The sequence below is a fragment of the Saccharothrix hoggarensis genome (assembly GCF_052936025.1).
Genome location: NZ_CP193624.1, coordinates 7586026 through 7608820 on the forward strand (window position 1 = coordinate 7586026; position 22795 = coordinate 7608820).

The window sequence follows — 22795 nt, forward strand, 5'->3', positions numbered from 1 at the left end:
ATGCCCCAGTCGTCCGGTCGCTCCGGCGGTCCCAAGCCGAGGCGCCGGAACCGGCGCCGCGGTCGCCGGCTGAAGACGGTCGACGAGACGTCGGCGGGCGGACTGGTGCTGGACTTCGAGCAGCACGTCGCGGCGATCATCGGGCGGCTCGACCGCCGGGGCCGGTTGCTGTGGTCGCTGCCCAAGGGTCACATCGAGGCCGGTGAGACCGCGGAACAGACCGCGGTGCGCGAGGTCGCCGAGGAGACCGGTATTCATAGCAGGGTCCTGCGCCCGCTCGGTTCCATCGACTACTGGTTCGTGGCCGAGGACCGACGGGTGCACAAGACCGTCCACCACTTCCTCCTGGAAGCGCTGGGCGGCGAGCTTTCCGACGAAGACGTGGAGGTCACCGAGGTGGCGTGGGTGCCCCTTGGCGAACTGGACGACCGGCTCGCCTACGCGGACGAGCGTCGACTGGTGCGCCGAGCCGCCGAACTGCTCTCCGAGTACCAGACGGACGGAGCGGAGTCGGCGTGAAACGGCTGCTGTCCGCACTGGCGGCGGCGGGAATCCTCATCGTGACGACGGCGTCGTCGGCGCCGGCGGCGCCCGCCGACAGCGGGCGGCTGCCCGTGCGGCCGGCGCCCGCCACGCAGGTGTGGGCGACGCGCGCGCTGTCCAACCAGCCCGGCCAGCAGTCGCAGGTGTGGCTGCGGCTCGACGTCGAGGAGATGACACCGCGGGTGGTCACCTCGGACGGGTTGGACTCGATCACCATCAAGGGCAAGGTGGTGAACGTCGGCGACCGCCCGATCGAGGACATCGAGCTGCGCCTGGAGCGCGGCGACCCGCTGACCGGCGAGGAGGACGTCCGCCAGGCGTTGCGCGAGCCGACCGACGCCGAGGTCGTGCAGCCGAACTTCACCCGGATCGTGGACCGGCTGGAGCAGGACGAGTCGAAGCCGTTCCAGCTGACCGTCCCGCTGACCGGACCCGGCCCCACGTCGCTGCTGATCCGCGAGCCGGGCATCTACCCGATCCTCGCCAACATCAACGGCACGCCGGACTTCGGCGGCCGGGCCCGGCTGGCCGCGCTGAGCACGCTGCTCCCCGTGCTCGCGCTGCCCGGCGGCGCCGCGCCGGCCGTGCCGCAGAACCCGGCCAAGATCACCCTGCTGTGGCCGCTGGCCGACCGGCCGCGCCTGGTCACCACCGCTCCCGCCGTCCTCACCGACGACGAGCTGGCCGGCTCGCTGGCCATGGGCGGCCGGCTGTGGAACCTGCTGAAGGCGTACGAGTCGGCGCTGGCGGGTCCGCTGGCCGGCGGCGTGTGCCTCGCCGTCGACCCGGACCTCCTGCGCACGGTCGCCGCGATGAGCGAGGGCTATGAGGTGCGCGGGCAGGGCCCGGGCCGCGGCGAGGACGACGCGGCGCTGTGGCTGGCCCAGCTGCGGCTGCTGGTGGGCGGCCGGTGCGTGATCGCGCTGCCCGACGCGGACGCCGACCTGGTCGCGCTGTCCCGCGGCCGGCTGACCGGGCTGACCGACCTCGCGCTCGCGGGCGACGACGTGGTCCGCGACGTCCTCGACGTGCAGCCGACCGAGGGGCTGGCCTGGCCCGTCGACGGCGTCCTCGACCAGCAGACGATGGCCGACCTCACCTCGCGCGGCGTGACGTCGCTGGTGGTCGACCAGTCGGCGGTGGCGGGCACGCCCGGCACCGGGCCGGTCGCGTTCGAGGTGCCCGAGGGCAAGCCGGTGACGGCCGTGCGCATCGACGGCATGGTGTCCGACGCGTTGCAGGGCGCGGCGACGAGCCGGCCGCTCGCGGGCGTGACCACGCCGACCGAGACCCGGCCGGTGTCGGTGCAGAACGCGCTCGCCGCGCTCACGTTCCGGGCCGGGTTCCAGAGCACCGGCCAGCACGTGGTCGTCGCGCCGCCGCGCCGGTGGAACGCGCCGACCGGCGAGGTCGACATGCTGCTGCGCACGACGAAGTCGCTGGTCTCGGGCGGGTTCGCGACCGCGGTGGGCCTCCAGTCGCTGCTCGCGGCGCCGCCCGACCAGACCGCGGCGCTGAGCTACCCGGTGGAGTCGGGCGCCCGCGAGGTGCCGCCCGCCGTCACCGCGGCGGTCGCCGCGTCGTGGCAGCAGCTCCAGCAGCTGTCGGAGTCGATGAGCCAGCAGGACGCGGCGTCCGCCGAGCCGGGCGACCTGGTCGACCCGCTGCGGCTGGACCTGCTGCGGACGGCGTCGGGCGCGTGGCGCGGCAACGAGGACGGCGCGCGTGACGCGCTGGCGACGGCGCACGAGGAGATCGCCGGTCTGCGGAGCCAGGTCACGGTGACCGAGCCGAACAGCCCGATCCTCCTGGGCTCCGCCGACAGCCCCATCCCGCTGTCGATCAAGAACCGGCTGGACGTGCGGGTGACCGTGCGGGTCGTGATCGAGGACACGCCGGGGATCGTCACCAAGCAGCCGGTGGACATCGTGCTGCCCGCGCGCGGCGACCTGCTGGTCCGCGTGCCGGTCGAGGTGCTGCGGTCCGGCCGGTTCCCCGTGCACGTGCGCCTGGTCACGCCGAACGGCGTCGACCTGGGCGAACGGGCCCGCCTGGAGGTGTCGTCCTCGGCGTACGGGACCATCACCGTCATCATCACCTGCCTGGCCGGCGCCGCGTTGGTGCTGCTCTCCGCCCGGCGGATCGTCCGCCGGGTGCGGGCCGCGCGCGCCGCCGCCACGCAGGTGCCGGACGACGCCAGCGGCGTCACGCCGCCGGAGAGGTCGAGCACGAGTTGAGCGGAACAACAACGGTGGACCAGGGACAACAGCAGGGTCCGTCGCTGGCGCGCGCCGGCGGCTCGATGGCCATCGCCACGATCGTCAGCCGGGCGTCCGGGCTGCTGTCCAAGCTGCTGCTGATCACGATCCTCGGCGTCGACGTGCTGAACGACTCGTACCAGGTCGCGACCACGCTGCCGACGATGATCAACGAGCTGCTCCTCGGCGGCGTGCTGACCAGCGTGGCGATCCCGCTGCTGGTCCGCGCCGAGAAGGAGGACGGGGACGGCGGCGAGTCGTACGCCCAGTGGATGATCACGATGTCCGCGGTGGTGCTCGGCGTCGGCACGGTCGTCGCGGTCGCGTGCGCGCCGCTGCTGACCGGGTTGTTCATCGACTCCCCGAACGCCAACCCGGCGCTGGTCACCGCGTTCGCCTACCTGGTGCTGCCGGGCATCGTGTTCTACGGGCTGTCGGCGCTGCTCGGCGCGATCCTCAACACCCGGCACGTGTTCGGCCTGCCCACGTGGGCGCCGGTGCTGAACAACCTCGTGGTCATCGTGACGCTGGTCGTCTACTGGCTCATGCCGGGGGAGATCTCGCTCGACCCGGTGCGGATGGGCCAGCCGAAGCTGCTGGTGCTGGGCCTCGGCACGATGCTCGGCGTGGCGCTGCAGGCGTCCGTGCTGCTGCCCGCGCTGCGCCGGACCGGGTTCCGGTTCCGCTGGCGGTGGGGCTGGGACCGGCGGCTGTCGGAGTTCGGCGGCCTCGCGTTCTGGGTGCTGCTGTACGTGGCGCTCGGGTTCGTCAGCATGGTCGTGCTGACGAAGGTCGCCACGCACCACGACGGCGCGATCACCGTGTACAACATGCAGTGGCTGATCGCCCAGGTGCCGTACGGGGTGCTCGGCGTGTCGCTGCTGACCGCGCTGATGCCGAAGATGAGCCGCGCCGCGGCGGCCCACGACAACGACGCGCTGGTCGGCGACCTGTCGTTCGGCAACCGGATGTCCGCGATCCTGCTCATGCCGTTCAGCGCGCTGATGACGGTCGCCGGCGTCTCGATCGGCCTGGCGCTGTTCTCGTTCGGCAACTCCGGCCTGGCCGGCGGCGAGGCGATCGGCACGGCGCTGGCGCTGTCGGCGTTCGGGCTGGTGCCGTACGCGATCACCCTGCTCCAGCTCCGGGTGTTCTACGCGTTGAAGGACGCGCGGACGCCGACGATCATCCAGGCGATCATCGTCGTGGTGCGGATCGGGCTGCTGTACGGGTTCCTGGCGATCTCTCCGCCGGACAAGCTCGCGGTCGGGGTGTCGATCGCGATGTCGCTGAGCTTCGTCGTCGGCGCCCTGGTCGGCCAGGTGTGGCTGCGCCTGCGGCTCGGCCGGCTGCGCACCGGCTACACCGCGTGGACGATCTGCCTCACCGTGGTGGCGTCGGCGATCGCGTTCGGCGCGGCCACCGGTCTCGCCTGGCTCGCCGTCCGCGTGGTGGGAATCGAGTCCCGCGTGGCGGGTGCCTGGGTCGAAGTGGTGATCCAGACGATCGTCGGGCTGCCGCTCAGCTTCCTGCTGCTGGCCCTGTTCCGGGTGCCCGAGGTCAAGCCCGCCGTCGCGAAGATCAGTCGTTTGGTGGGTCGCCGATGACGCGTGAGGTCCGGCCCGTTCACGTACCCTCGGCCCCGTGAGCAGCGGTCCGATCCAGAACACCTCGCTGGTGCCCGGCGGGGTGATCGGCGACGGCCGGTACCGGTTGCTGGCGAAGTCCGGTGAGGACCGCCGCTGCGACGCGCAGCTGTGGCGGGCCCGCGACGGCCAGCTCAACCGGGACGTCGCGCTGACGGTGCTGGTCGGCAACCCGGCCGACCACGCGGCGGCTGCGCGGGCCAAGCGGACCGCGGAACGCGCCATGCACGCCGCCAGCTTCACCCACCCCGGCGTGTCCCGGGTGATCGACGTGCTGACGCCCGGCACCGGGATCAAGCTCGACGAGGGCATCCTCGGCGTGGTCGTGGCCGAGTGGACCCAGGGCACCGACCTGATGGACCTGATCGCCGAGGGCCCGCTGCCGGCGGGCGCGGCGTCACGGCTGCTGGAGCCGCTGGGCGCGGCGATCGAGGGCGCCCACCACGCCGGGCTGGTGCTCGGCGCGGACCACCCGCAGCGCATCCGGGTGACGTCCGACGGCAGGCTGCGGCTGGCGTTCCCCGGCCCCCGGCCGGACGCGATCGCCCGCGACGACGTCAAAGGGCTCGGCGCGATCCTCTACCTGCTGCTCACGGGCAAGTGGGCGCTGCCGGACGGCCCGGACGGCGTGCCCGCCGCGCCGACGGGGCCGGACGGTTCCGTGGTCGCGCCCAGCGCGCTGCACCCGTACGTGCCGCACGAGCTGTCGTCGGTGGCCGTGCGGAGCCTGGAGGACACCAGCGTCGGCGGCATCCGCACCAGTGCCGCGATCCTCCAGGTGCTCGACCAGATCGCCCAGTCCGAGGCGCAGACGGCGCTGATCCAGCCGGTCAACGACGACGGCCCGGACGACGGCGCGGTGTGGACGACCCAGCGGCCGGTCCGCGACAAGGACCGCAAGCGCAAGCTGATGATCAGCGTGGCCGTGCTGGCGGTCGCCACGCTGGCCGTGGTCGTGTGGCTCGGCGTGCAGATCGTGAGCTTCTTCAGCGACGAGCCGTCCGGCGGCGGCGGGCCGACCGTGGTGATCGGCCAGTCGAACCCGCCGGGCCCGAGCGGCCAGCCCGCGCCGCCGGCGCCGCAGCCCGCCGGTCCCGTGCAGCCCGCGTCGGTCGGCGTGTACGACGTGACGAACCAGCCGGACAACGCCACCCGAGCCAACCGGTCGGTCGACAACAACCCCACCACGGTGTGGCAGACGGAGAACTACTTCCAGCCGTTCCCGGCCCTGAAGCCGGGGATCGGCCTGATGGCGGGCTTCGCCGAGCCGGTGAAGCTGGCGTCGGTGACCGTCACGTCGCCCAGCGCGGGCACCGTGGTGGAGATCCGGGTGGCGGGCTCGCCCGGCGCGCCGCTGCAGGAGACGAAGGTCATCGCGACCGCGACCCTGTCCGCGGGGCAGACCCAGATCCAGCTCAACGACCACGACGCGACCCAGCACGTCCTGGTGTGGATCACGAAGCTGGCGGGCAGCGGCAAGAACAACAAGTCGGAGATCGCAGAACTCGTCTACACCCGCGCCCAGTAACCTTCTGCCCCCCGCACCACCAACCCGCGAGGTCGCGAACGACCGACTTCCAGGCGACCGAGCCGCCGCCTGCGAAGCAGCGGCATTCAACCCAGTAGGCTCCGCGCGTGACCGCCGCAGCCAGCTCGGACGCAGACCTCATCTCGGCGCACGCCGCGGGCGACCCGCACGCCTTCGCCGAGCTCGTGCGCAGGCACCGCGACCGCATGTGGGCGGTGGCCCTGCGCACCCTGCGCGATCCCGAAGAGGCCGCGGACGCGTTGCAGGAGGCGTTCATCTCGGCCTTCCGCGCGGCGGCGAGCTTCCGCGCCGAGTCGCAGGTGACGACGTGGTTGCACCGAATAGTCGTGAACGCCTGCCTCGACCGGATGCGCAGGCGACAAACCAGGCCGACCGTCCCGTTGCCCGAGGCAGGCCCCGGTGAGCCGGTGGCGCCCCGCGACGCGATGGCGGAGCGGGAGACCCGCCTGGTGGTCCAGGCGGCCTTGAACGAGCTGCCCGAGGAGCAGCGGGCCCCGATCGTCCTGGTGGACGTGGAGGGGTACTCGGTGGCCGAGACGGCGCAGCTCCTGGGCATCGCGGAGGGCACCGTGAAGTCGCGGTGCGCCCGCGGTCGGGCCAAGCTCGCCAAAGTTCTGGGGCACCTCCGGAACCAGGGTGCAGATGCGAACGTCCCAATCAACGATGTGCAGGTGCAACAGGGACGTCAGTTGGAGGAACGATGACCGGCAATGCGCGGCGTTCAGGGCCGCCGTGGTCCGTCGACCTGCTGGCTGACCTGCACGCGGGGGTCCTGGACCCGCAGACCGAGGCGGAGCTGAGGCCCCTGGTCGACAGCGACCCGGAGGCGCGCGCGGTCCTGGCGGCCCTCGACGCGACGCTGGAGGACCTGCGGAACCTGCCGCCGATCCCGATGCCCCGCGAGGTGGCCGAGCGGATCGACAAGGCGCTCGCCGAGGAGGCCCGGCCGGCCGCCCCGGTGATCGACTTCAACCAGGCGAAGGCGCGGCGCGCCAAGCGGCTCGGCTGGGGCGCGGGGCTGCTCGCGGCGGCCGCGGCGGCCGTGGGCATCGCCGTGGTGGTGATCCCGTCGGGCAACACGCCGGGGGACAACGTCGCCCAGCCGGACAAGACGACGACCGCACCGGCGCCGGGTGCCACCCCGCCGGGCGCCACCGGCAGCCCCGGCAAGCTGCCCGCCGTGCGCGGGGAGAACTTCGGCCCGGTGTTCGGCGACGTGCTGAAGGCCCAGAACTACGGTCCGCTGGAGAACCAGGAGCAGCTCGCCGACTGCCTGCGCGGGGCGAACATCCAGGCGTCCAAGCCGCTCGGCGTCAGCCCGATCACGCTGAACGACCGGAACGCCGTGATGGCGATCCTGCCCGCGGGCTCGCCCGGCGCGTATCGGATCGTGGTGGTCGACCCCGAGACGTGCGGCCCGGACAACCCGGACGGCGTGCTCGCGAACACCACCATCGAGCCGTAGCCGGGGTCCACGTAGCGGAACTCACCCCGACAGGGCGGAATGACGACGCCCTACGATCCGTTGTGCGAAGAGCCGGTCCGGGTTGCCTGGACCGGAAGCGACTAACGGAGGTCGAGGGTGTCGGACGTTCGGAACCTGATCGTCGTGGGATCGGGGCCCGCCGGGTACACCGCCGCGGTCTACGCGGCGCGCGCCCAGCTCGAACCACTGGTGTTCGAGGGCTCGCAGTACGGCGGCGCGCTGATGACCACGACCGAAGTCGAGAACTACCCCGGTTTCCGCGACGGCATCATGGGCCCCGACCTCATGGAGCAGATGCGGGAGCAGGCCAAGCGCTTCGGCGCGGAGCTGCGCGCGGAGGACGTCGAGGAGCTGGAGCTCGACGGCCCGGTGAAGTACGTCACCGCGAACGGCACCCGCTACGCCGCCCGCGCGGTCATCCTCGCCATGGGCGCGGCGGCCCGGTACCTGCACGTCCCCGGTGAGCAGGAGCTGCTGGGGCGCGGTGTGTCGGCCTGCGCCACGTGCGACGGCTTCTTCTTCCGCGACCAGGACATCGCGGTCATCGGCGGCGGCGACTCGGCGATGGAGGAGGCGACGTTCCTCACCAAGTTCGCCCGATCGGTCACGATCATCCACCGCCGTGAGGAGTTCCGCGCCTCCAAGATCATGCTGGAGCGCGCGCGGACCAACGACAAGATCAAGTGGCTGCTGAACGCCGAGGTCGTCGAGGTGCTCGGCGACACGTCGGTGTCCGGCGTGAAGACCCGCGACACGCGCACGGGCGAGGTGGCCGAGCACCCGTTCACCGGTTTCTTCGTCGCCATCGGCCACGACCCGCGCAGCGAGCTGGTCAAGGGCCAGGTCGAGCTGGACGGCGAGGGTTACGTCCAGGTCGTCGGCCGCACGACTCACACGAACGTGGACGGTGTGTTCGCCGCGGGCGACCTCGTCGACCACACCTACCGCCAGGCGATCACCGCCGCCGGGTCCGGCTGCGCCGCCGCGATCGACGCGGAGCGCTGGCTCGCCGAGCACGGGACCACGGAGGCCGCGGTCACCGCCGAGCACGTCGGCGGCGGCTACAGCGAGCCCGTCACCACCAGCTGAAGCACTCGCTCGAGAGGGAGAACACACATGGCAGGCTCCACCGTGGTCACGTCCGCCCAGACGTTCGCCGACGACGTTCTGACCAGCGAGAAGCCGGTTCTGGTCGACTTCTGGGCCACCTGGTGCGGCCCGTGCAAGATGGTCGCCCCGGTGCTCGAGGAGATCGCCGCCGAGCACGCCGAGAAGATCACCGTCGCGAAGCTCGACATCGACGCGAACCCGTCGATCGCCCGCGACTACCAGATCATGTCGGTGCCGACCATGATCCTGTTCCAGGGCGGTCGGCCGGTGAAGCAGATCGTCGGCGCCAAGCCGAAGGCCGCGCTGCTGAAGGACCTGTCCGACGTGCTCTGAGCACTGACATCCGGGTGACCCGTCCGTCTTCCACGGGAGGCGGGCGGGTCACTCGTATGTGGAGCTGTGACCACGGCCAGTAGCCCCATCCGTGCCATCGCCGCGAGCAAGGCACAATAGGGCGTCAAGTTCAGCGTCGGCCGGTGTCGGCGCCTTAGTGAGCGAGGGGTGCATGCCGCTACTCCGCCGCGGGGACTTCGGGCCGGACGTCGCCGAGGTCAGGGCAACTCTGACCAAGCTCGGCCTGCTGTCCGATCCGCAGCCGTCTCAGGTGTTCGACCTGCCGGTCGAGCACGCTGTGCGAGCGTTCCAGCAGCAGCGGGGTCTCATCACCGACGGCATCGTCGGTCCGGCCACCTACCGCGCGCTGCGTGACGCGACTTATCGACTCGGCGACCGCCCGCTGGCGTTCCTGATGGCGCAGCCGGTGACCGGCGACGACGTCTTCGCCCTGCAGGAGCGCCTGCTGGAGCTGGGTTACGACGCCGGGCGCGCCAACGGCGAGTTCGGCCACCAGACCGAACTGGCGCTGCGGAGCTTCCAGCGCGACTACGGGCTCATCGTGGACGGCATGTGCGGTCCGGACACGGTCCGCGCGCTGCGCCAGCTCCAGCCCAAGGTGCGGGGCGGCCGGCCGGTGTTCCTGCGCGAGCAGGAGCGCGTGCGCCGGGCCGGCCCGCGGCTGAGCGGGAAGCGGATCATCATCGACCCCGGTCACGGCGGCGAGGACCGCGGTGTCGTGGTCGACGGCGTGTCCGAGGCCGACGTGATGCTGGACCTGGCCCGGCTGCTCGAGGGCAAGATGGCCGCCACCGGCATGGAGGCCCTGCTCACGCGCGGGCCGAACAACAACCCGGACGAGAGCGAGCGGGCCCGGTTCGCCAACGAGGCGGGCGCGGACCTGATCCTGTCGCTGCACGCCGACCGCAACGCGTCGCCGCTCGCGTCGGGCGTGGCCACGTTCCACTTCGGCACGGGCAACGGCACGTCGTCCACGGTCGGCGAGGCGCTGGCCGGGTTCATCCAGCGCGAGATCGTGGCCCGCACGGGCATGCTGGACTGCCGCACGCACCCGAAGACGTGGGAGATGCTGCGGATGACCCGCTGCACGGCGGTCCGGGTCGAGGTCGGCTACCTGACCAACGCGGGGGACCGGCAGCGCCTGGCGAACCCGTCGTTCCGCGACGTGGTGGCCGAGGGCATCCTGGTCGCCGTGAAGCGCCTGTACCTGCTGGGCAAGGACGACCAGCCGACGGGCACGTTCACGCTGGACGACCTGATGCGGCACGAGGTCGCGACGGGCAAGATCCGCTAGGCCCGCCGAGCCCGCCCGAGCCGTCGAGCGCGCCCGCGACCACCGATCTCCGGCCGCGGGCGCGACCCGTCCCGGCAGGTCGCGCTACCAGCCCGCCAGGACGTCCAGCACGTCGGCGACGAAGTCCTCGTCGTCCTCGCGGTTCTGGGCCCGCAGGTCGAGCATGAGGTCGGTCACCTCGTCGATCAGGCGCTCCGTCGCGATGCCCTCGGCCTGCCACCCGCCGAGCAGTGTGCGAATCTCTCCGAAGTCCCGCGATCCCTCGGTGATCGCGAGTACCTTGCGCTGGATCTCCGCCCCCACGTCCACGAGTCGATCTTATTGCCCGGCGCCGCCGGTGAGGAGCACGATGGAGTTCTACCGCCTCGAACCCGAGGTCGCCGGTGTGTTGGACGAGGGAACGGTGATCGACGCGGCGGCCCACCCGCCCCGCATCGAGTCGGTGCACTACGAGATCACCGACTGGTCGGGTGACGACCTGGTCGAGGCGTTCCCGGTGTACCTCGTCACGGACGACCTGGCCGACACGCTGGTCGACAGCGGCCTGGACGCGTTCCGCGTCCGGCGCGCCGTCGTCACCCTCTCGGAGGAGGCGCAGGAGCTGCTGGAGGGTAAGGAGCTGCCCACGTTCCACTGGCTGGAGGTGACGGGCCAGGCCGGCGTGGACGACATCGGCGTCACCGACCAGGGCCAGCTCGTCGTGAGCGAGCAGGCGCTCGACCTCTTTCAGGGCGGCACGCTGGAGAGCTGCGAGATCGACCGCTTCTAGCCCTCAGCGCCGAGCCGAGCCGGGCGGGACCGCTCCTGCCGCCGCTCCTGCCGCTGCCGCCGCCGTCGTCGTCGCCTAGACGGACGCCTGCCACGGGATGCCGGGCAGCACGTGCCCCGTCTCCAGCAGCGACTTCAGGTTGGACAGCACCGCGGCCCAGCCCGACGCCGCCTGCGCGCGCTCCGACTCGTCCGCCAGGTCCTCGTGCGTGACGGTCAGCCGCACGATCTCGCCGTACGGCTCGATCCGGAACGTCACGGTCGACGTCACGGACGGGTCCGCCGGGTCCGCCCACGTCGTCACCAGGCGGCGCGGCGGGTCGGCCTCGACGACCTCGCCCACCACGTCGTCGACGTCCGAGCCGTCGACCCGCCGGTGCGACCAGGTGGAGCCCACCTCCCAGTCCGAGATGTTGCGGTGCCCCCAGTACTGCGCGGTCACGTCCGCGTCGGTCAGGGCCTCCCACACCCGTTCGGGCGTGCTCTCGATGTACGTCACGTACACGAACTCCGGCTTCACCGGTTCCTCCGCTCGTCGTTTCACGGCGCCGAGCAGCCGCAACCGGGGCCGCTCGAACTTGTCGATCCACCGCTCCTGCACCTCGTGCAGCGGCACGGGGTTGAGGTAGTGCAACTTCTCCCGCCCGCGGCGGACGGTGCTGACCAGGTTCGCCGCCTCCAGCACGCTCAGGTGCTGGGTGACGGACTGCCTGGTCATGCCGAGGCGCGCGCACAGCTCGCCGAGCGTCTGCCCGTTCTCCTCGTGCAGCCGGTCCAGCAGGTAGCGGCGGGTCTCGTCGGCCAGGGCCTTGAACACCTTGTCCACACCCCACGTTATGCAGGTAAATACCTGCATGTCAACGCGAGCAAGAGAAACCGCAGGTCACAGGGTTGATCAGACGGGCCGGAAGCTCGGCTCCGCCGTCGCGGTCGACACGCTCACCGAGTTGAGCAGCCGCTCCAACGCCGACTCCACGTCTTCCTTCCACGAGGACGCGCTGCGCAGCTCCAGCCGGAGCCGGGGCCAGCGGGGGTGGGGGCGCAACGTCTTGAAGCCCACTTGGAGCAGGAACGCGGCCGGCGTCACGCAGCTCGGCCCGCCGTCATCCGGCCGGTTGTCGCCGAACGCCTCGATGGCCTTCACGCCACGCCGGGTGAGGTCCTTCGCCACCGACTGCACCAGGACGCGGCCGAGGCCGCCGCCGCGGAACTCCGGCAGCACCTCCAGGCCGGTCAGCAGCACGGCGTCCGGGCTGACGGGGGAGGTGGGGAACGCCAACGACCTGGGCACGGCCGCCGGCGGCGCGTAGAAGACCGAACCGGCGGGAATCCCGTCGCAGTAGATGATCCGACCGCAGGAGCCCCACTCCAGCAGCACGCTGGAGACCCAGGCCTCCTTCTCGAACTCCGTGTCGCCGAACTCCTCCGCCTGCTCTTTCAGGTGCGGCGCGAGCTCCCAGAAGACGCACGTCCGGGTGTGCTTGGAGAGGTGCTCCAGGTTGTCCAAGGTGACGCCCACGACACGACGCGACACCCCGACCTCCAAGCCCCCGAAGACATCCCCTCCCGAGGATAGGCGGATGTGACCCCCGCCCGGAAGGCAGATGCCCCGAACGGGACGGCCGTTACACTCGGCTGGGAACAAACCCGCCGGTAACAGCCACCTACGGAGTTTCCCGTGAACCTACCCGGACAGCCTCCCAAGCAGGGAGCCAGAAGCCTCGACCCCCATCTCCGCCGGTACGCGGCGCGGACGGCGGGCATGACGGCATCGGAGATCCGGGCGCTCTTCGCGGTGGCGAGCCGGCCTGAGGTGGTGTCCCTGGCGGGGGGGATGCCGCACCTGGCAGCACTCCCACTGGAGTCGCTCAGCGCGGAGGTGGCGGACGTCGTCGCCACCGAGGGCCTGGTCGCCCTCCAGTACGGCAGTGCGCACGGCGTGCCTGAGCTGCGCGAGCAGATCTGCGACGTGATGGCGCTGGAGGGCATCAACGCCCACCCCGACGACGTGGTCGTGACCGTCGGCTCCCAGATGGGCCTCGACATGGTCACCCGGATCTTCTGCGACCCCGGTGACGTCGTGCTGGCCGAAGGCCCCTCGTACGTCGGGGCGCTGGGCTCCTTCTCCGCCTACCAGGCGCAGGTCGTGCACGTCGGCATGGACGCGGACGGCCTCGTGCCCGAGGCGCTGCGCGAGGCCATCGCCTCGGTCGAGCGCACGGGCCGGCGGATCAAGTTCCTCTACACGATCCCGAACTTCCACAACCCCGCCGGCGTGACGCTCGCCGTCCAGCGCCGGGCCGAGGTCCTGGAGATCTGCCGGACGCACGGCATCCTGGTCGTCGAGGACAACCCGTACGGCCTGCTGGGCTTCGACGGCACCACGTACCCGGCGCTGCGGGCGAGCGACCCGGACAACGTGGTCTACCTCGGCTCGTTCTCCAAGACGTTCGCCGCCGGCCTGCGGGTCGGGTGGGTGCTCGCGCCGCACGCCGTGCGCGAGAAGCTCGTCCTGGCCGCCGAGTCGGCCACGCTGTGCCCGCCCACGCTCAACCAGCTGATCGTGTCGCGCTACCTGTCGACGCACGACTGGAAGGGCCAGATCAAGACCTACCGCGAGGCGTACCGGGACCGGCGCGACGCGGCGATCTCGGCGCTGGAGCAGCACATGCCGGTTGGTTCCACGTGGAACAAGCCGAACGGCGGGTTCTACGTGTGGGTGACCGTGCCGGAGGGCGTCGACACGAAGGCGATGCTGCCCCGTGCCATCACCCAGCGGGTGGCGTACGCGTCGGGCACCGGCTTCTACGCCGACGGCCTCGGCAGCCGCCAGCTCCGCATCTCGTACTGCTACCCGACGCCCGAACGCATCCGCGAGGGCGTGCGGCGGCTCGCGAACGTCATCAAGGACGAGGTGGAGCTGCACGAGACGTTCGGCCCCACGACGGGCCGCGCGGTCTCCGGTCCGCACAGCCCGTCGCCCGACACCGCTTGATCAGGAGTAGAGAGTTGTCGAACCGCTGGGTCGCAGTCCTGTCCGGGGGCCTTTCGCACGAGCGGGAGGTGTCCCTGCGATCCGGTCGCCGGCTCTCGGCCGCCCTCCGCTCGGCCGGCCTGGTCGTGGAGGAGTGGGACGCCGACGGCACCCTGCTCACCCGCCTGAAGGAGCACCGCCCGGACGCCGTCGTGGTCGCGCTGCACGGCGGCGAGGGCGAGAACGGGTCGGTGCAGACGATCCTGGAGCTGGTCGGCGTGCCGTTCGTCGGCACCGACTCGAGGGCGTGCCGCCGGGCGTGGGACAAGCCGACCGCCAAGGCGGAGCTGGCCCGTGCGGGCCTGACGACGCCGGAGTGGGCCGTGCTGCCGCACGCGACGTTCCGGGAGCTGGGCGCGCGGCCGGTGCTGGACGCGATGGTCGAGCGGCTCGGGCTGCCGCTGATGCTGAAGCCGGACCAGGGCGGTTCCGCGTTGGGCGCCCAGGTGGTGCGTGACGCGGCCGACCTGCCGACCGCGATGGTCGGCTGCCTGGCGTACGGGGACACCGTGCTCGCCGAGCGGTACGTCGAGGGCGTCGAGGTGGCCGTGGCGGTGGTCGACGGTCCGGACGGGCCGTACGCGCTGCCGCCGGTGGAGATCGTGCCGGAGAACGGCGTCTACGACTACACCGCGCGGTACACGGCGGGGTTGACGGACTTCCACGCGCCGGCGCGGCTGGACGAGAAGGCGGCGCAGGCGGTCGGCGAGCTGGCGGTGTCGGCGCACCGGTTGCTGGGGCTGCGCGACGTGTCGCGGACGGACGCGATCGTCGCTGCGGACGGCGCCGTCCACTTCCTCGAAGTGAACGTGTCGCCCGGTTTGACCGAGACCTCGCTCCTGCCGATGGCGGTCGAGGCGGCGGGGCAGTCGCTCGGCGAGATCTACGCGGGTCTGATCGAGCGCGCGGTGGTGCGCTGACCCGTCGTCGGGGGAGCGCGAAAACCGTGAGACCCTCTTACTCATACATGACGGCCCGTGTCCGATTGGACACGGGCCGTCATCGTCACCGTGACATAAGGCCCTGGGGTGATCCCTTGCGGGCCGAACAAGTCCGATTTGTCCGATTTATTCGGCAGATCGGGAACGGACCGCCGCCTCCGGTGACATGAGCTGGATGATGCGTTCCAAGTCGTCCACGGACCCGAACTCGACCACGATCCGGCCCTTCCGCTGCCCGAGTTCGACCTTCACCCGCGTGTCGAAGTTGTCCGACAGCCGCTCCGCCAACTCCTGCAGCCCCGGCGCCTGCATCTGCTTGCGGCGGACCTGCTTCGCCTTGGCCGGCTCGGCGCTCTTCGCGAGCGTCACCGCCTCCTCGGTCGCGCGGACCGACATGCCCTCCGCCACGATCCGCGTCGCCAGCTCCTCCTGCACGCCGGGGTCGTCGATGCCGAGCAGCGCGCGGGCGTGACCTGCGGACAGCACGCCCGCCGCGACCCGCCGCTGGACGGGGAGGGGGAGCTTCAGCAGCCGGATGGTGTTGGTGACGACCGGGCGGCTGCGGCCGATGCGGTCGGCCAGCTCCTCGTGCGTCACGCCGAACTCCTCCAGCAACTGCTGGTAGGCCGCCGCCTCTTCCAACGGGTTCAGCTGGACGCGGTGGATGTTCTCCAGCAGCGCGTCGCGCAGCATCACGTCGTCGGCGGTCTGCCGGACGATCGCCGGGATCGTCTTCAGGCCGGCCAGCTGGGTCGCCCGCCACCGCCGCTCGCCCATGACGAGCTCGTAGGTGTCCGGGCCGGTCGCCCGCACCACGATCGGCTGCATGAGGCCGAACTCGCGGATCGAGTGCTCCAGCTCGCGCAGCGCCTCTTCGTCGAAGACCTGCCGCGGCTGCTTCGGGTTGGTGCGGATCGCGGTGACCGGCAGCTCCTGGTACACCGCGCCGGCCACCTCCCCGGTCGGCTCCGCGTTCCCGGACGACAGCACAGGGGCGGACGACGAACCGTTGGGCACGGCCCGGATCGGCGTCGGCGCCGCCGGGGTGCCCGGCGGGGGACCGCTCGGGATCAGGGCCGCGAGCCCTCGGCCCAGGCCACCCTTGCGCTGTTCCGTCATGCCGACCCCATCTCCGCGCCGTACTCGGCGATCTCCCGTGCCGCGTCGAGGTAGCTCATCGCGCCCCGTGAGCCGGGATCGTAGGTGAGCACCGTCTGACCGAATCCTGGTGCCTCGGAGACCTTCACGCTGCGCGGGATCACCGTTCGGAGGACCGTGTCGCCGAAGTGGCCGCGCACCTCGCTGGTCACCTGGTCGGCCAGCTTCGTGCGGCCGTCGTACATGGTGAGCAGGATGGTGGACACGTTCAGCATCGGGTTCAGGTGCGCCTGCACGAGCTCGATGTTCCGCAGCAGCTGCCCCAGCCCTTCCAGCGCGTAGTACTCGCACTGGATCGGGATCAGCACCTCCTGGGCGGCCACCATCGCGTTGACGGTCAGCAGGCCGAGCGACGGCGGGCAGTCGATGAACACGTAGTCCGGCTTGATCGGGTCCAGCGCCTCGGGGCTCAGCGCCTCCTTCAGCCGGGACTCGCGGGCCACCATAGAGACGAGTTCGATCTCCGCGCCCGCGAGGTCGATCGTGGCGGGCACGCAGTACAGGTTGGGGGACTGGTTGCTGACCTGAGCCGCCTCGGCGACGGACATCTCACCGATCAGCACCTCGTACACCGACGGCGTGCCGGAGCGGTGCTCGACGGCCAGCGCCGTGCTCGCGTTGCCCTGCGGGTCGAGGTCGATGACGAGCACCTTGAGCCCGTGGATGGCGAGGGCGGCGGCCAGGTTCACCGTGCTCGTGGTCTTGCCGACGCCGCCCTTCTGGTTGGCGACCACCATGACCCGACGACGGGCGGGACGGGGGAGTTGGAGTGAGTCGGGGTGCAGGACGCGGGTCGCGCGTGCCGCTTCTTCCGCGATCGGGGTCCACACGGTGCTGTCTCCTGCTGGGTCCACGTTGTTAGCCAGGTTTGCGTTTCCGGCCGGGCGGAGCACTTCGCCTGCGCCCACCACACATTCGGGTTCGGTTTCACGTGAAACACCGGCCGCTTGGAACACCGGTTGCAGGGGGTCGGGGTACACGTTCACCGAACCTTCTTTCTGCGACGCGCCTTCACGGCGGCTCGCCTGCTCGTCGCGCTCCAGGAGCACGACTGTCGTCGGCAGTTCGAGTACATCGCCTCCGCAGGTGACCACCCGTGGCCGGACGCCGCCGGCCCGGCGCACCGCCTCGGCGTCGCGTTCCAGTTCCTCCGCGGCGCTCTCGCCCTTGAGTGCCACCAGGCGCCCGCCCGGCCGGAGCAGCGGCAGGCACCACCGCGTCAGCCGTTCCAGCGGGGCCACCGCGCGAGCCGTCACGACGTCGGAGTCGGACAGCTGGTCGCGCACCGGCCCCTCCTCGGCTCGTCCGCGGATCACGGTCACCTTCAGGTCGAGCGCCTCGACGCACTCGGTCAGCCACGCCACCCGGCGTGCCATCGGCTCCAGGAGCGTGAGGTCGAGGTCCGGCCGTGCGATCGCCAGGGGGATGCCCGGCAGGCCCGCGCCCGAGCCTACGTCCACGACCCGGCTGCCTTGGGGAAGCAACTCCGCAACAACGGCCGAATTCAGGACGTGGCGGTCCCAGAGCCGGTCGACCTCACGCGGACCGATGAGCCCGCGCTCGACGCCGTGCTCGGCGAGCAGTGCCGTGAAGGCGACCGCCTTGTCGTAGTGGTCACCGAAGACCTTCTTCGCGCGGTCTTCCACCTCTGCGGCCATGGCTCCGTCCGGGACGTTTCACGTGAAACCACACATGACGCCGGCGGCGACCGGTGTGGGTGAGGGGTTGGGCGTCTCGCCAGAGGCGGCGGGCCCCGCGAGATGTGCCGGTGCCCACTATGACGGATCACCCCGGCGACACGCCAAATCGGAGTGACCAGATCGGCGGGTTTCACGTGAAACTGGCGATGCGTCCGTCCTTGGGCAGTGCGCGGAGGAGTTCGAGGGCGTAGTCGACGGACTCCACGTGGTCGAGTCCGGGTACGTCCGCGAGCGGGTGCCACGCCGCCTCGTCCGTGCTGCCGCCCACCTCGTGGGTCAGCTCGCCGCCGACGATGTGCGCCTCGTACATGATCCGGATGCGGTGGTAGTCCAGCTCGACGCCGTCGCGCACGACCGGGCCGCAGACGTTCTGGATGCCGAGCAGCCGGTCCACCTCCGCGCGGAAGCCGGTCTCCTCGAACACCTCGCGGACCACGGCGTCGTACGGATCTTCACCGTGATCGAGCCCGCCGCCGGGCAGGATCCACATCGGCCGGTCGGGCCCGCGCCAGCGCGACATCAGCAGCCGACCGTCTTCGATGATCACGGCGTAGGCGGCGACACGGAGCTTCTGGCTGATCCCAGTCATGCCGCGACCGTTTCACGTGAAACACGGCGAGGGGAAGGGGTTGGGATGTACACGATCAGGCCGGGGGTGCTGAGCACGATGGCACACCCGCACGACCTCCGGCACGTGACCCGACTGGCGGAGGAAGGCGTGAACGTCATCGTGTGCGCGCTGACCGACACCGAGTTGGCCGAGCTGGACCTGACGGGGGAGGAGGAGACCGCGCGGGACGCCGGCATGGCGTTCCACCGGGTGCCGATCCCGGACTTCGGCGTGCCCGACGTCCCGCCGGAGCTGGACGCCGTCGTGGCCGAGATGCGGGCGGGGCGGCACGTCCTCGTCCACTGCTGGGGCGGCATCGGCCGGTCGTCGTTGGTGGCGGGCGCGCTGCTCGTGCTCGACGGCGCGTCACCCGAGGCGGCGTGGCAGGCGATCGCGGAGGCGCGTGAGCGGGACGTGCCGGAGACCGACGAGCAGCGCGCGTGGCTGACGACGTTCGCGCAGGCGCGGTTCTGGGACGCCGAGGCGGAGTCGTTCGACGACGAGCCCGACCACGGCTTGCGCGACCCCGACGTCCGGCGGGCGTGGGCCGAACTGCTCCTGCCCCTGCTCCCGCCCGCGCCGGCGACCGTGATCGACCTGGGTTGCGGCACCGGCAGCCTCACCGCCCTCGTCGCCGAGGCCGGCCACGACGTGCGCGGGCTCGATCTGTCCGAGCGCATGGTCGCCGCGGCACGCGCGAAGGTCGCCGGCGTCGAGTTCCGCCAGGGCGACGCCGCCCACCCCCCGTACCCGCCGGGGACGTTCGACGTGGTGCTGGCGCGCCACGTCCTGTGGGCACTGCCCGACCCGACCGCCGCCCTCGCCCGGTGGCGTTCGCTGCTGAAGCCGGGCGGCCGCCTGGTCCTGATCGAGGGCCGCTGGTCGACCGGCGCCGGCCTCACCGCTGCCGAGTGCGTGGCCCTGCTGGGCGGTGGCGAGGTCCACCACCTGACCGATCCGGCGCTGTGGGGGAGGGAGATCGACGACGAGCGCTACCTGGTCGTGGGGAGCTGACGCCACGGGGATGGACACCGGCGGGTCGGGCGGCGATGGGGTGGGGACGTCCGGTGAAGGCAGGGCACCCCGCAGAGCCGGGGCCGCCGGTGGGCGCGGTACGCCGGCGAGCAAGGGTGCCGGTGGGCGAGAGACGCCAGTGGGGTGCGAGTGGCGCGGTACCGCCGCCAGCGGGGCAGGGCGCGCCGGTGGGGCAGTGACCCCGCCCGGCAGCCACCCGCCGCCCAGCACCCCGGCGGCAGCCACCCACCGGCCGCCCCAACGCCCGCCTTCCCACCGGCAGCGCCGGCCCCTGACACGAGAACGGCCCCGGCTCCCACGAGGGGGCCGGGGCCGTTTCACGTGAAACCGCTCAGGGCTTCGGCAGCACCACCACGCGGCGCTGGGGCTCTTCGCCCTCGCTCTCGCTGTGCACGCCCGCGACGGCGGCGACCGCGTCGTGCACGACCTTCCGCTCGAACGGCGTCATCGGGTGCAGCCGCACCTTCTCACCGCTCGCCGCCACCTTCTCGGCCGTCGTGCGGCCGAGCTCGGCGAGTTCGGCACGCCGTCCGGCGCGCCACCCGGCGATGTCGAGCATGAGCCGGCTGCGCACGCCGGTCTCCTGCTGCACGGCGAGCCGGGTCAGCTCCTGCAACGACTCCAGGACCGTGCCGCGGGTGCCGACCAGCTTCTCCAGGTCGTCACCGCCGTCGATGCTCACGATCGCCCGACCCGCCTCGACGTCGAGGTCGATGTCGCCGTCGTAGTCGAGCAGGTCCAACAGCCGCTCGAGGTAGTCCCCGGCGATGTCGCCCTCCTGGACGAGCAGGTCCTCCGAGCTCCCCGACCGCGCCGGTCGGGCCTCGTCGGCCTCCGGTGCGTCCACGTCGGCCGCCTGCAACGTCTCCGACACGATGTCTCCTCTCCAGGGTCAACGACGCTTCTTGTTGCCCTGCTTCTTGCCAGGGGATCGGTCTGGGCTCAGACCGGGAACCTCGGTGGACGGCTTGGCGGTCTCGGTGGACTCGCTCACGTCCGGCGCCGGCGTCGCGGCGGCGGGCGAGGCGCCCGCGGGCTTGCGCGACTGCGGCTGCGGCTTCTGGCCGGGCTTCGGCTTCGTCACGGGCTTGGCGCCCGGCTTCGGCGCGAGCGCGTTGCGCTGCGCGGTCGCCTCGACCTTCTTCGCCTCTTCCTCGCGGTCGATGCGGTGGTAGACGACGTACTGCTGGCCCAGCGTCCACGCGTTGTTGCTCAGCCAGTAGAGCAGGATCGCGATGGGGAAGAAGAGGCCACCGACGAGCACGCCGATCGGGAACAAGTACAGCGTCAGCTTGTTCATGATCGCGGTCTGCGGGTTGTCCGCCGCCGCCTGCGTCTGGCGGGCCACCGAGTGCCGCGCGGTGAAGTGCGTGGCGATCGACGCGACGATCATCAGCGGGATCGACACCAGCAGCACGTTGTTGCGGTCGGTCGCGAACGCCGCGAGCTCGTTGCCCGGCATCGTGATGAACGTCGACAGGTTCGCGCCGAACAGCTTGGCGTTGACGAACGACTCGACGCCCTTCGCGTCGAAGAAGTACACCTCGCCCCAGCCGGGCCGGAACGAGCGCAGCACGTGGAACAGACCGATGAACACCGGGATCTGCACGAGCATCGGCAGGCAGCCGCCGAGCGGGTTGACCCCGTGCTCGGACTGGAGCTTCTGCATCTCCTGCGCCTGGCGCTGCTTGTCGTTCGCGTACTTCTTCTTGATCTTCTGGAGTTCCGGCGCGAACTCCTGCATCTTGCGCATCGAGCGGACCTGGCCGACGAACGGCTTGAACAGGATCGCGCGCAGCGTGAAGACGAGGAACACCACTGCCAGGGCCCACGCGAACCCGCTCGACTCGCCGAAGATGTGGCCGAACACCCAGTGCCAACACCACAGGATGAAGGACACCGGGTAGTAGATGAAGTTGAGCACTAGCTACTCCTCGGCAGGAAAGTCGGGGACCGTGGTCCGCCTCGGCGGAACCGGGTCCAGGCCACCAGGGTGCCAGGGTCCGCAGCGGCCCAGCCGGCGCAGGGTCAGCCAGGAACCGCGCAGCGCACCGTGGACGGTCAACGCCTCCACCGCGTACGCACTGCAACTCGGGTGGAAACGGCAGGTCGGGGGCAGTGCCGGCGAGATGAACTTCCGGTAGAAGCGCACCGGCAGCAGCAGAGCCCGGACGACGGGGCTCACCTGGACGGTCGTCATCGCAGCACCTTGTGCAGCGCCGCGTCGAGGTCTCGGCCGAGCTCGGCGCTGTCCGCATCGGCTGACGGTGCCAACGCGCGCACGACGAGCGAAGTTCCGGGCGGCAGCAGGTCCAGCCGATCACGCACCAGGTGCCGCAGCCTGCGGCTCACCCGGTGGCGGACCACCGAGTTGCCCACGGCCTTGCTCACGACGAAGCCCACCTTGGACGGGTCCAAGGTGGGCTGCGCCGAGGTGCCATCGGATGCTGCCGCGGTGGTCGTCCGCGCCACTGCGCCGCTGGTCGCCGAAGGTGTGGACGGCTGCGCCGCGGTGTCGTCGGTCGCTGCCGACGCCCGCGGTCGTGCCACCACGCCCGCGGTCCCCGCCGGCATCAGGACGTGCACCACCAGCCGAGGCCTGCCGGCCCGGCGGCCTCGGCGGACCACCAGGCCGAAGTCCTGGCTGCGGGTCAGCCGATTGGCCGCCGGTAGCACGGCGCTGCGGCGATCAGGCGGACAGCTGCTTGCGGCCCTTGCCACGGCGCGCGGCCAGGATGGCGCGACCGGCACGGGTGCGCATGCGCAGCCGGAACCCGTGGGTCTTGGCACGGCGGCGGTTGTTGGGCTGGAAGGTGCGCTTACCCTTGCTCACGGTCGGACTCCCGGTGCTTAACTGCCAAGCAGGTCTGTGGTTGTCCCCTGCGAACAAGCCTTAGGCGCGCGAAAAGCACCCCACGCAAGCGGGAGACGGTACGAGGGTACGCAGCCCCGGGGGCGCGGTTCAAATCGGGGTCGCACCCGGGTGCTGGCGGCGGGGTCCGCGACCACCCGGCCGACGTCCGCGGAGGCGTTGAGACCTTGCGGCCGAGTACGTCTTGTGGCATGGGCCGCACCTTGTTAGCGTGCTGCCTTCGCGGGTAGACGCGGGCCTCGCCGCACAGGCGGGGCAGGACGCCGCCACGCGACCGCAGGTGCTCGGGAGCAACGGGGGGATCCGCTGCACACCGAGCCGCGTTCGTGCACAGTTGTGGATAACTCTGTGGATGCCTCTATTCTCCGTGTCCACGTCGTGGAAGTTCCCCGGGGGACTGACCGCGGAGCCGTCACCGAGGGGAGGGGAGCGCGGAG

General features: G+C 71.5%; 24 protein-coding genes and 1 pseudogene. 13 read left to right on the top strand and 12 right to left on the bottom strand.

What is annotated here, in order from left to right; translation table 11 throughout:
* The 9 genes from ACRAKH_RS34745 to ACRAKH_RS34785 all read left to right on the top strand — a co-directional run bounded on the left by ACRAKH_RS34745 (position 1) and on the right by ACRAKH_RS34785 (position 10240).
* Positions 1-519: an NUDIX hydrolase gene (locus ACRAKH_RS34745; protein ID WP_053714528.1), complete on the top strand. Its 519-nt coding sequence runs from the start codon at positions 1-3 to the stop codon at positions 517-519.
* Complete coding sequence (locus tag ACRAKH_RS34750; RefSeq protein ID WP_380724006.1) at positions 516-2780, top strand: DUF6049 family protein; 2265 nt, start codon at positions 516-518, stop codon at positions 2778-2780. Before ACRAKH_RS34745 ends, ACRAKH_RS34750 begins: the two co-directional genes overlap by 4 nt.
* A 14-nt stretch (positions 2781-2794) precedes the next feature.
* Positions 2795-4408, top strand: a complete 1614-nt coding sequence (murJ, locus tag ACRAKH_RS34755; RefSeq protein WP_380724007.1) for a murein biosynthesis integral membrane protein MurJ — start codon at positions 2795-2797, stop codon at positions 4406-4408.
* A gap of 37 nt (positions 4409-4445) precedes the next feature.
* Positions 4446-5975, top strand: coding sequence for a protein kinase family protein (locus ACRAKH_RS34760; protein WP_380724008.1), 1530 nt, complete (start codon positions 4446-4448; stop codon positions 5973-5975).
* A 107-nt stretch (positions 5976-6082) separates the two neighbouring features.
* A complete protein-coding gene (gene sigM, locus ACRAKH_RS34765; RefSeq protein WP_380724009.1) occupies positions 6083-6700 on the top strand; it encodes an RNA polymerase sigma factor SigM in 618 nt (205 codons plus the stop codon).
* Positions 6697-7461 (top strand): anti-sigma factor family protein, encoded by a 765-nt coding sequence (locus ACRAKH_RS34770; RefSeq protein ID WP_380724010.1) that lies wholly within the window; start codon positions 6697-6699, stop codon positions 7459-7461. The genes sigM and ACRAKH_RS34770 overlap by 4 nt, the downstream gene beginning before the upstream one ends.
* A 117-nt stretch (positions 7462-7578) precedes the next feature.
* A complete protein-coding gene (gene trxB / locus ACRAKH_RS34775; protein ID WP_380724011.1) occupies positions 7579-8571 on the top strand; it encodes a thioredoxin-disulfide reductase in 993 nt (330 codons plus the stop codon).
* A gap of 27 nt (positions 8572-8598) precedes the next feature.
* A complete protein-coding gene (gene trxA, locus ACRAKH_RS34780; protein WP_380724012.1) occupies positions 8599-8925 on the top strand; it encodes a thioredoxin in 327 nt (108 codons plus the stop codon).
* Between the two features lie 172 nt (positions 8926-9097).
* A complete protein-coding gene (locus ACRAKH_RS34785; protein WP_380724013.1) occupies positions 9098-10240 on the top strand; it encodes an N-acetylmuramoyl-L-alanine amidase in 1143 nt (380 codons plus the stop codon).
* Positions 10241-10324: 84 nt separating this feature from the next.
* Here the strand turns inward: ACRAKH_RS34785 and ACRAKH_RS34790 are convergent, their stop codons facing one another.
* Positions 10325-10549, bottom strand: coding sequence for a hypothetical protein (locus ACRAKH_RS34790; protein ID WP_380724014.1), 225 nt, complete (start codon positions 10547-10549; stop codon positions 10325-10327).
* 40 nt (positions 10550-10589) lie between these two features.
* Between ACRAKH_RS34790 and ACRAKH_RS34795 the strand changes: the two genes are divergently transcribed.
* On the top strand, positions 10590-11009 hold the full coding sequence (locus tag ACRAKH_RS34795; RefSeq protein ID WP_380724015.1) for a hypothetical protein: 420 nt from the start codon (positions 10590-10592) through the stop codon (positions 11007-11009).
* A gap of 75 nt (positions 11010-11084) precedes the next feature.
* On the opposite strand, the gene ACRAKH_RS34800 is transcribed toward ACRAKH_RS34795, so the two are convergent.
* Both ACRAKH_RS34800 and ACRAKH_RS34805 read right to left on the bottom strand, forming a co-directional pair.
* The gene (locus ACRAKH_RS34800; RefSeq protein ID WP_380724016.1) at positions 11085-11834 is read right to left on the bottom strand and encodes an ArsR/SmtB family transcription factor; all 750 of its coding nucleotides are present in this window, start codon (positions 11832-11834) and stop codon (positions 11085-11087) included.
* Positions 11835-11903: 69 nt separating this feature from the next.
* Positions 11904-12542, bottom strand: coding sequence for a GNAT family N-acetyltransferase (locus ACRAKH_RS34805; RefSeq protein ID WP_380724017.1), 639 nt, complete (start codon positions 12540-12542; stop codon positions 11904-11906).
* Between the two features lie 144 nt (positions 12543-12686).
* Between ACRAKH_RS34805 and ACRAKH_RS34810 the strand changes: the two genes are divergently transcribed.
* Positions 12687-14003 (top strand): aminotransferase-like domain-containing protein, encoded by a 1317-nt coding sequence (locus ACRAKH_RS34810; RefSeq protein ID WP_380724018.1) that lies wholly within the window; start codon positions 12687-12689, stop codon positions 14001-14003.
* Positions 14004-14017: 14 nt separating this feature from the next.
* A complete protein-coding gene (locus tag ACRAKH_RS34815; protein ID WP_380724019.1) occupies positions 14018-14962 on the top strand; it encodes a D-alanine--D-alanine ligase family protein in 945 nt (314 codons plus the stop codon).
* A 147-nt stretch (positions 14963-15109) separates the two neighbouring features.
* Here ACRAKH_RS34815 and ACRAKH_RS34820 read toward each other — a convergent pair whose 3' ends face one another.
* The 4 genes and pseudogenes from ACRAKH_RS34820 to ACRAKH_RS34835 form a co-directional block, all read right to left on the bottom strand.
* The gene (locus tag ACRAKH_RS34820; protein ID WP_380724020.1) at positions 15110-16102 is read right to left on the bottom strand and encodes a ParB/RepB/Spo0J family partition protein; all 993 of its coding nucleotides are present in this window, start codon (positions 16100-16102) and stop codon (positions 15110-15112) included.
* On the bottom strand, positions 16099-16995 hold the full coding sequence (locus ACRAKH_RS34825) for a ParA family protein (RefSeq protein ID WP_380724028.1): 897 nt from the start codon (positions 16993-16995) through the stop codon (positions 16099-16101). Before ACRAKH_RS34825 ends, ACRAKH_RS34820 begins: the two co-directional genes overlap by 4 nt.
* A 141-nt stretch (positions 16996-17136) precedes the next feature.
* Positions 17137-17799: pseudogene (gene rsmG, locus ACRAKH_RS34830) on the bottom strand (16S rRNA (guanine(527)-N(7))-methyltransferase RsmG); the annotation flags it as partial.
* A 172-nt stretch (positions 17800-17971) separates the two neighbouring features.
* A complete protein-coding gene (locus ACRAKH_RS34835; RefSeq protein WP_380724021.1) occupies positions 17972-18430 on the bottom strand; it encodes an NUDIX hydrolase in 459 nt (152 codons plus the stop codon).
* A 45-nt stretch (positions 18431-18475) separates the two neighbouring features.
* On the opposite strand from ACRAKH_RS34835, the gene ACRAKH_RS34840 reads away from it, so the two are divergent.
* Positions 18476-19465, top strand: coding sequence for a methyltransferase domain-containing protein (locus ACRAKH_RS34840; RefSeq protein WP_380724022.1), 990 nt, complete (start codon positions 18476-18478; stop codon positions 19463-19465).
* 352 nt (positions 19466-19817) lie between these two features.
* Here ACRAKH_RS34840 and ACRAKH_RS34845 read toward each other — a convergent pair whose 3' ends face one another.
* The 5 genes from ACRAKH_RS34845 to rpmH are packed head-to-tail and all read right to left on the bottom strand — an operon-like array spanning position 19818 to position 22319.
* The gene (locus ACRAKH_RS34845; RefSeq protein ID WP_380724023.1) at positions 19818-20360 is read right to left on the bottom strand and encodes a Jag family protein; all 543 of its coding nucleotides are present in this window, start codon (positions 20358-20360) and stop codon (positions 19818-19820) included.
* Positions 20361-20378: 18 nt separating this feature from the next.
* Positions 20379-21410 carry a membrane protein insertase YidC gene (gene yidC / locus ACRAKH_RS34850; protein WP_380724024.1) on the bottom strand — a complete coding sequence of 344 codons (1032 nt, stop codon included), beginning with the start codon at positions 21408-21410 and terminating at the stop codon, positions 20379-20381.
* Between the two features lie 3 nt (positions 21411-21413).
* On the bottom strand, positions 21414-21686 hold the full coding sequence (yidD, locus tag ACRAKH_RS34855; RefSeq protein WP_380724025.1) for a membrane protein insertion efficiency factor YidD: 273 nt from the start codon (positions 21684-21686) through the stop codon (positions 21414-21416).
* Complete coding sequence (gene rnpA / locus ACRAKH_RS34860) at positions 21683-22237, bottom strand: ribonuclease P protein component (protein ID WP_380724026.1); 555 nt, start codon at positions 22235-22237, stop codon at positions 21683-21685. Before rnpA ends, yidD begins: the two co-directional genes overlap by 4 nt.
* Complete coding sequence (gene rpmH, locus ACRAKH_RS34865; RefSeq protein WP_073897783.1) at positions 22176-22319, bottom strand: 50S ribosomal protein L34; 144 nt, start codon at positions 22317-22319, stop codon at positions 22176-22178. Before rpmH ends, rnpA begins: the two co-directional genes overlap by 62 nt.
* Positions 22320-22795 lie beyond the last annotated feature (476 nt).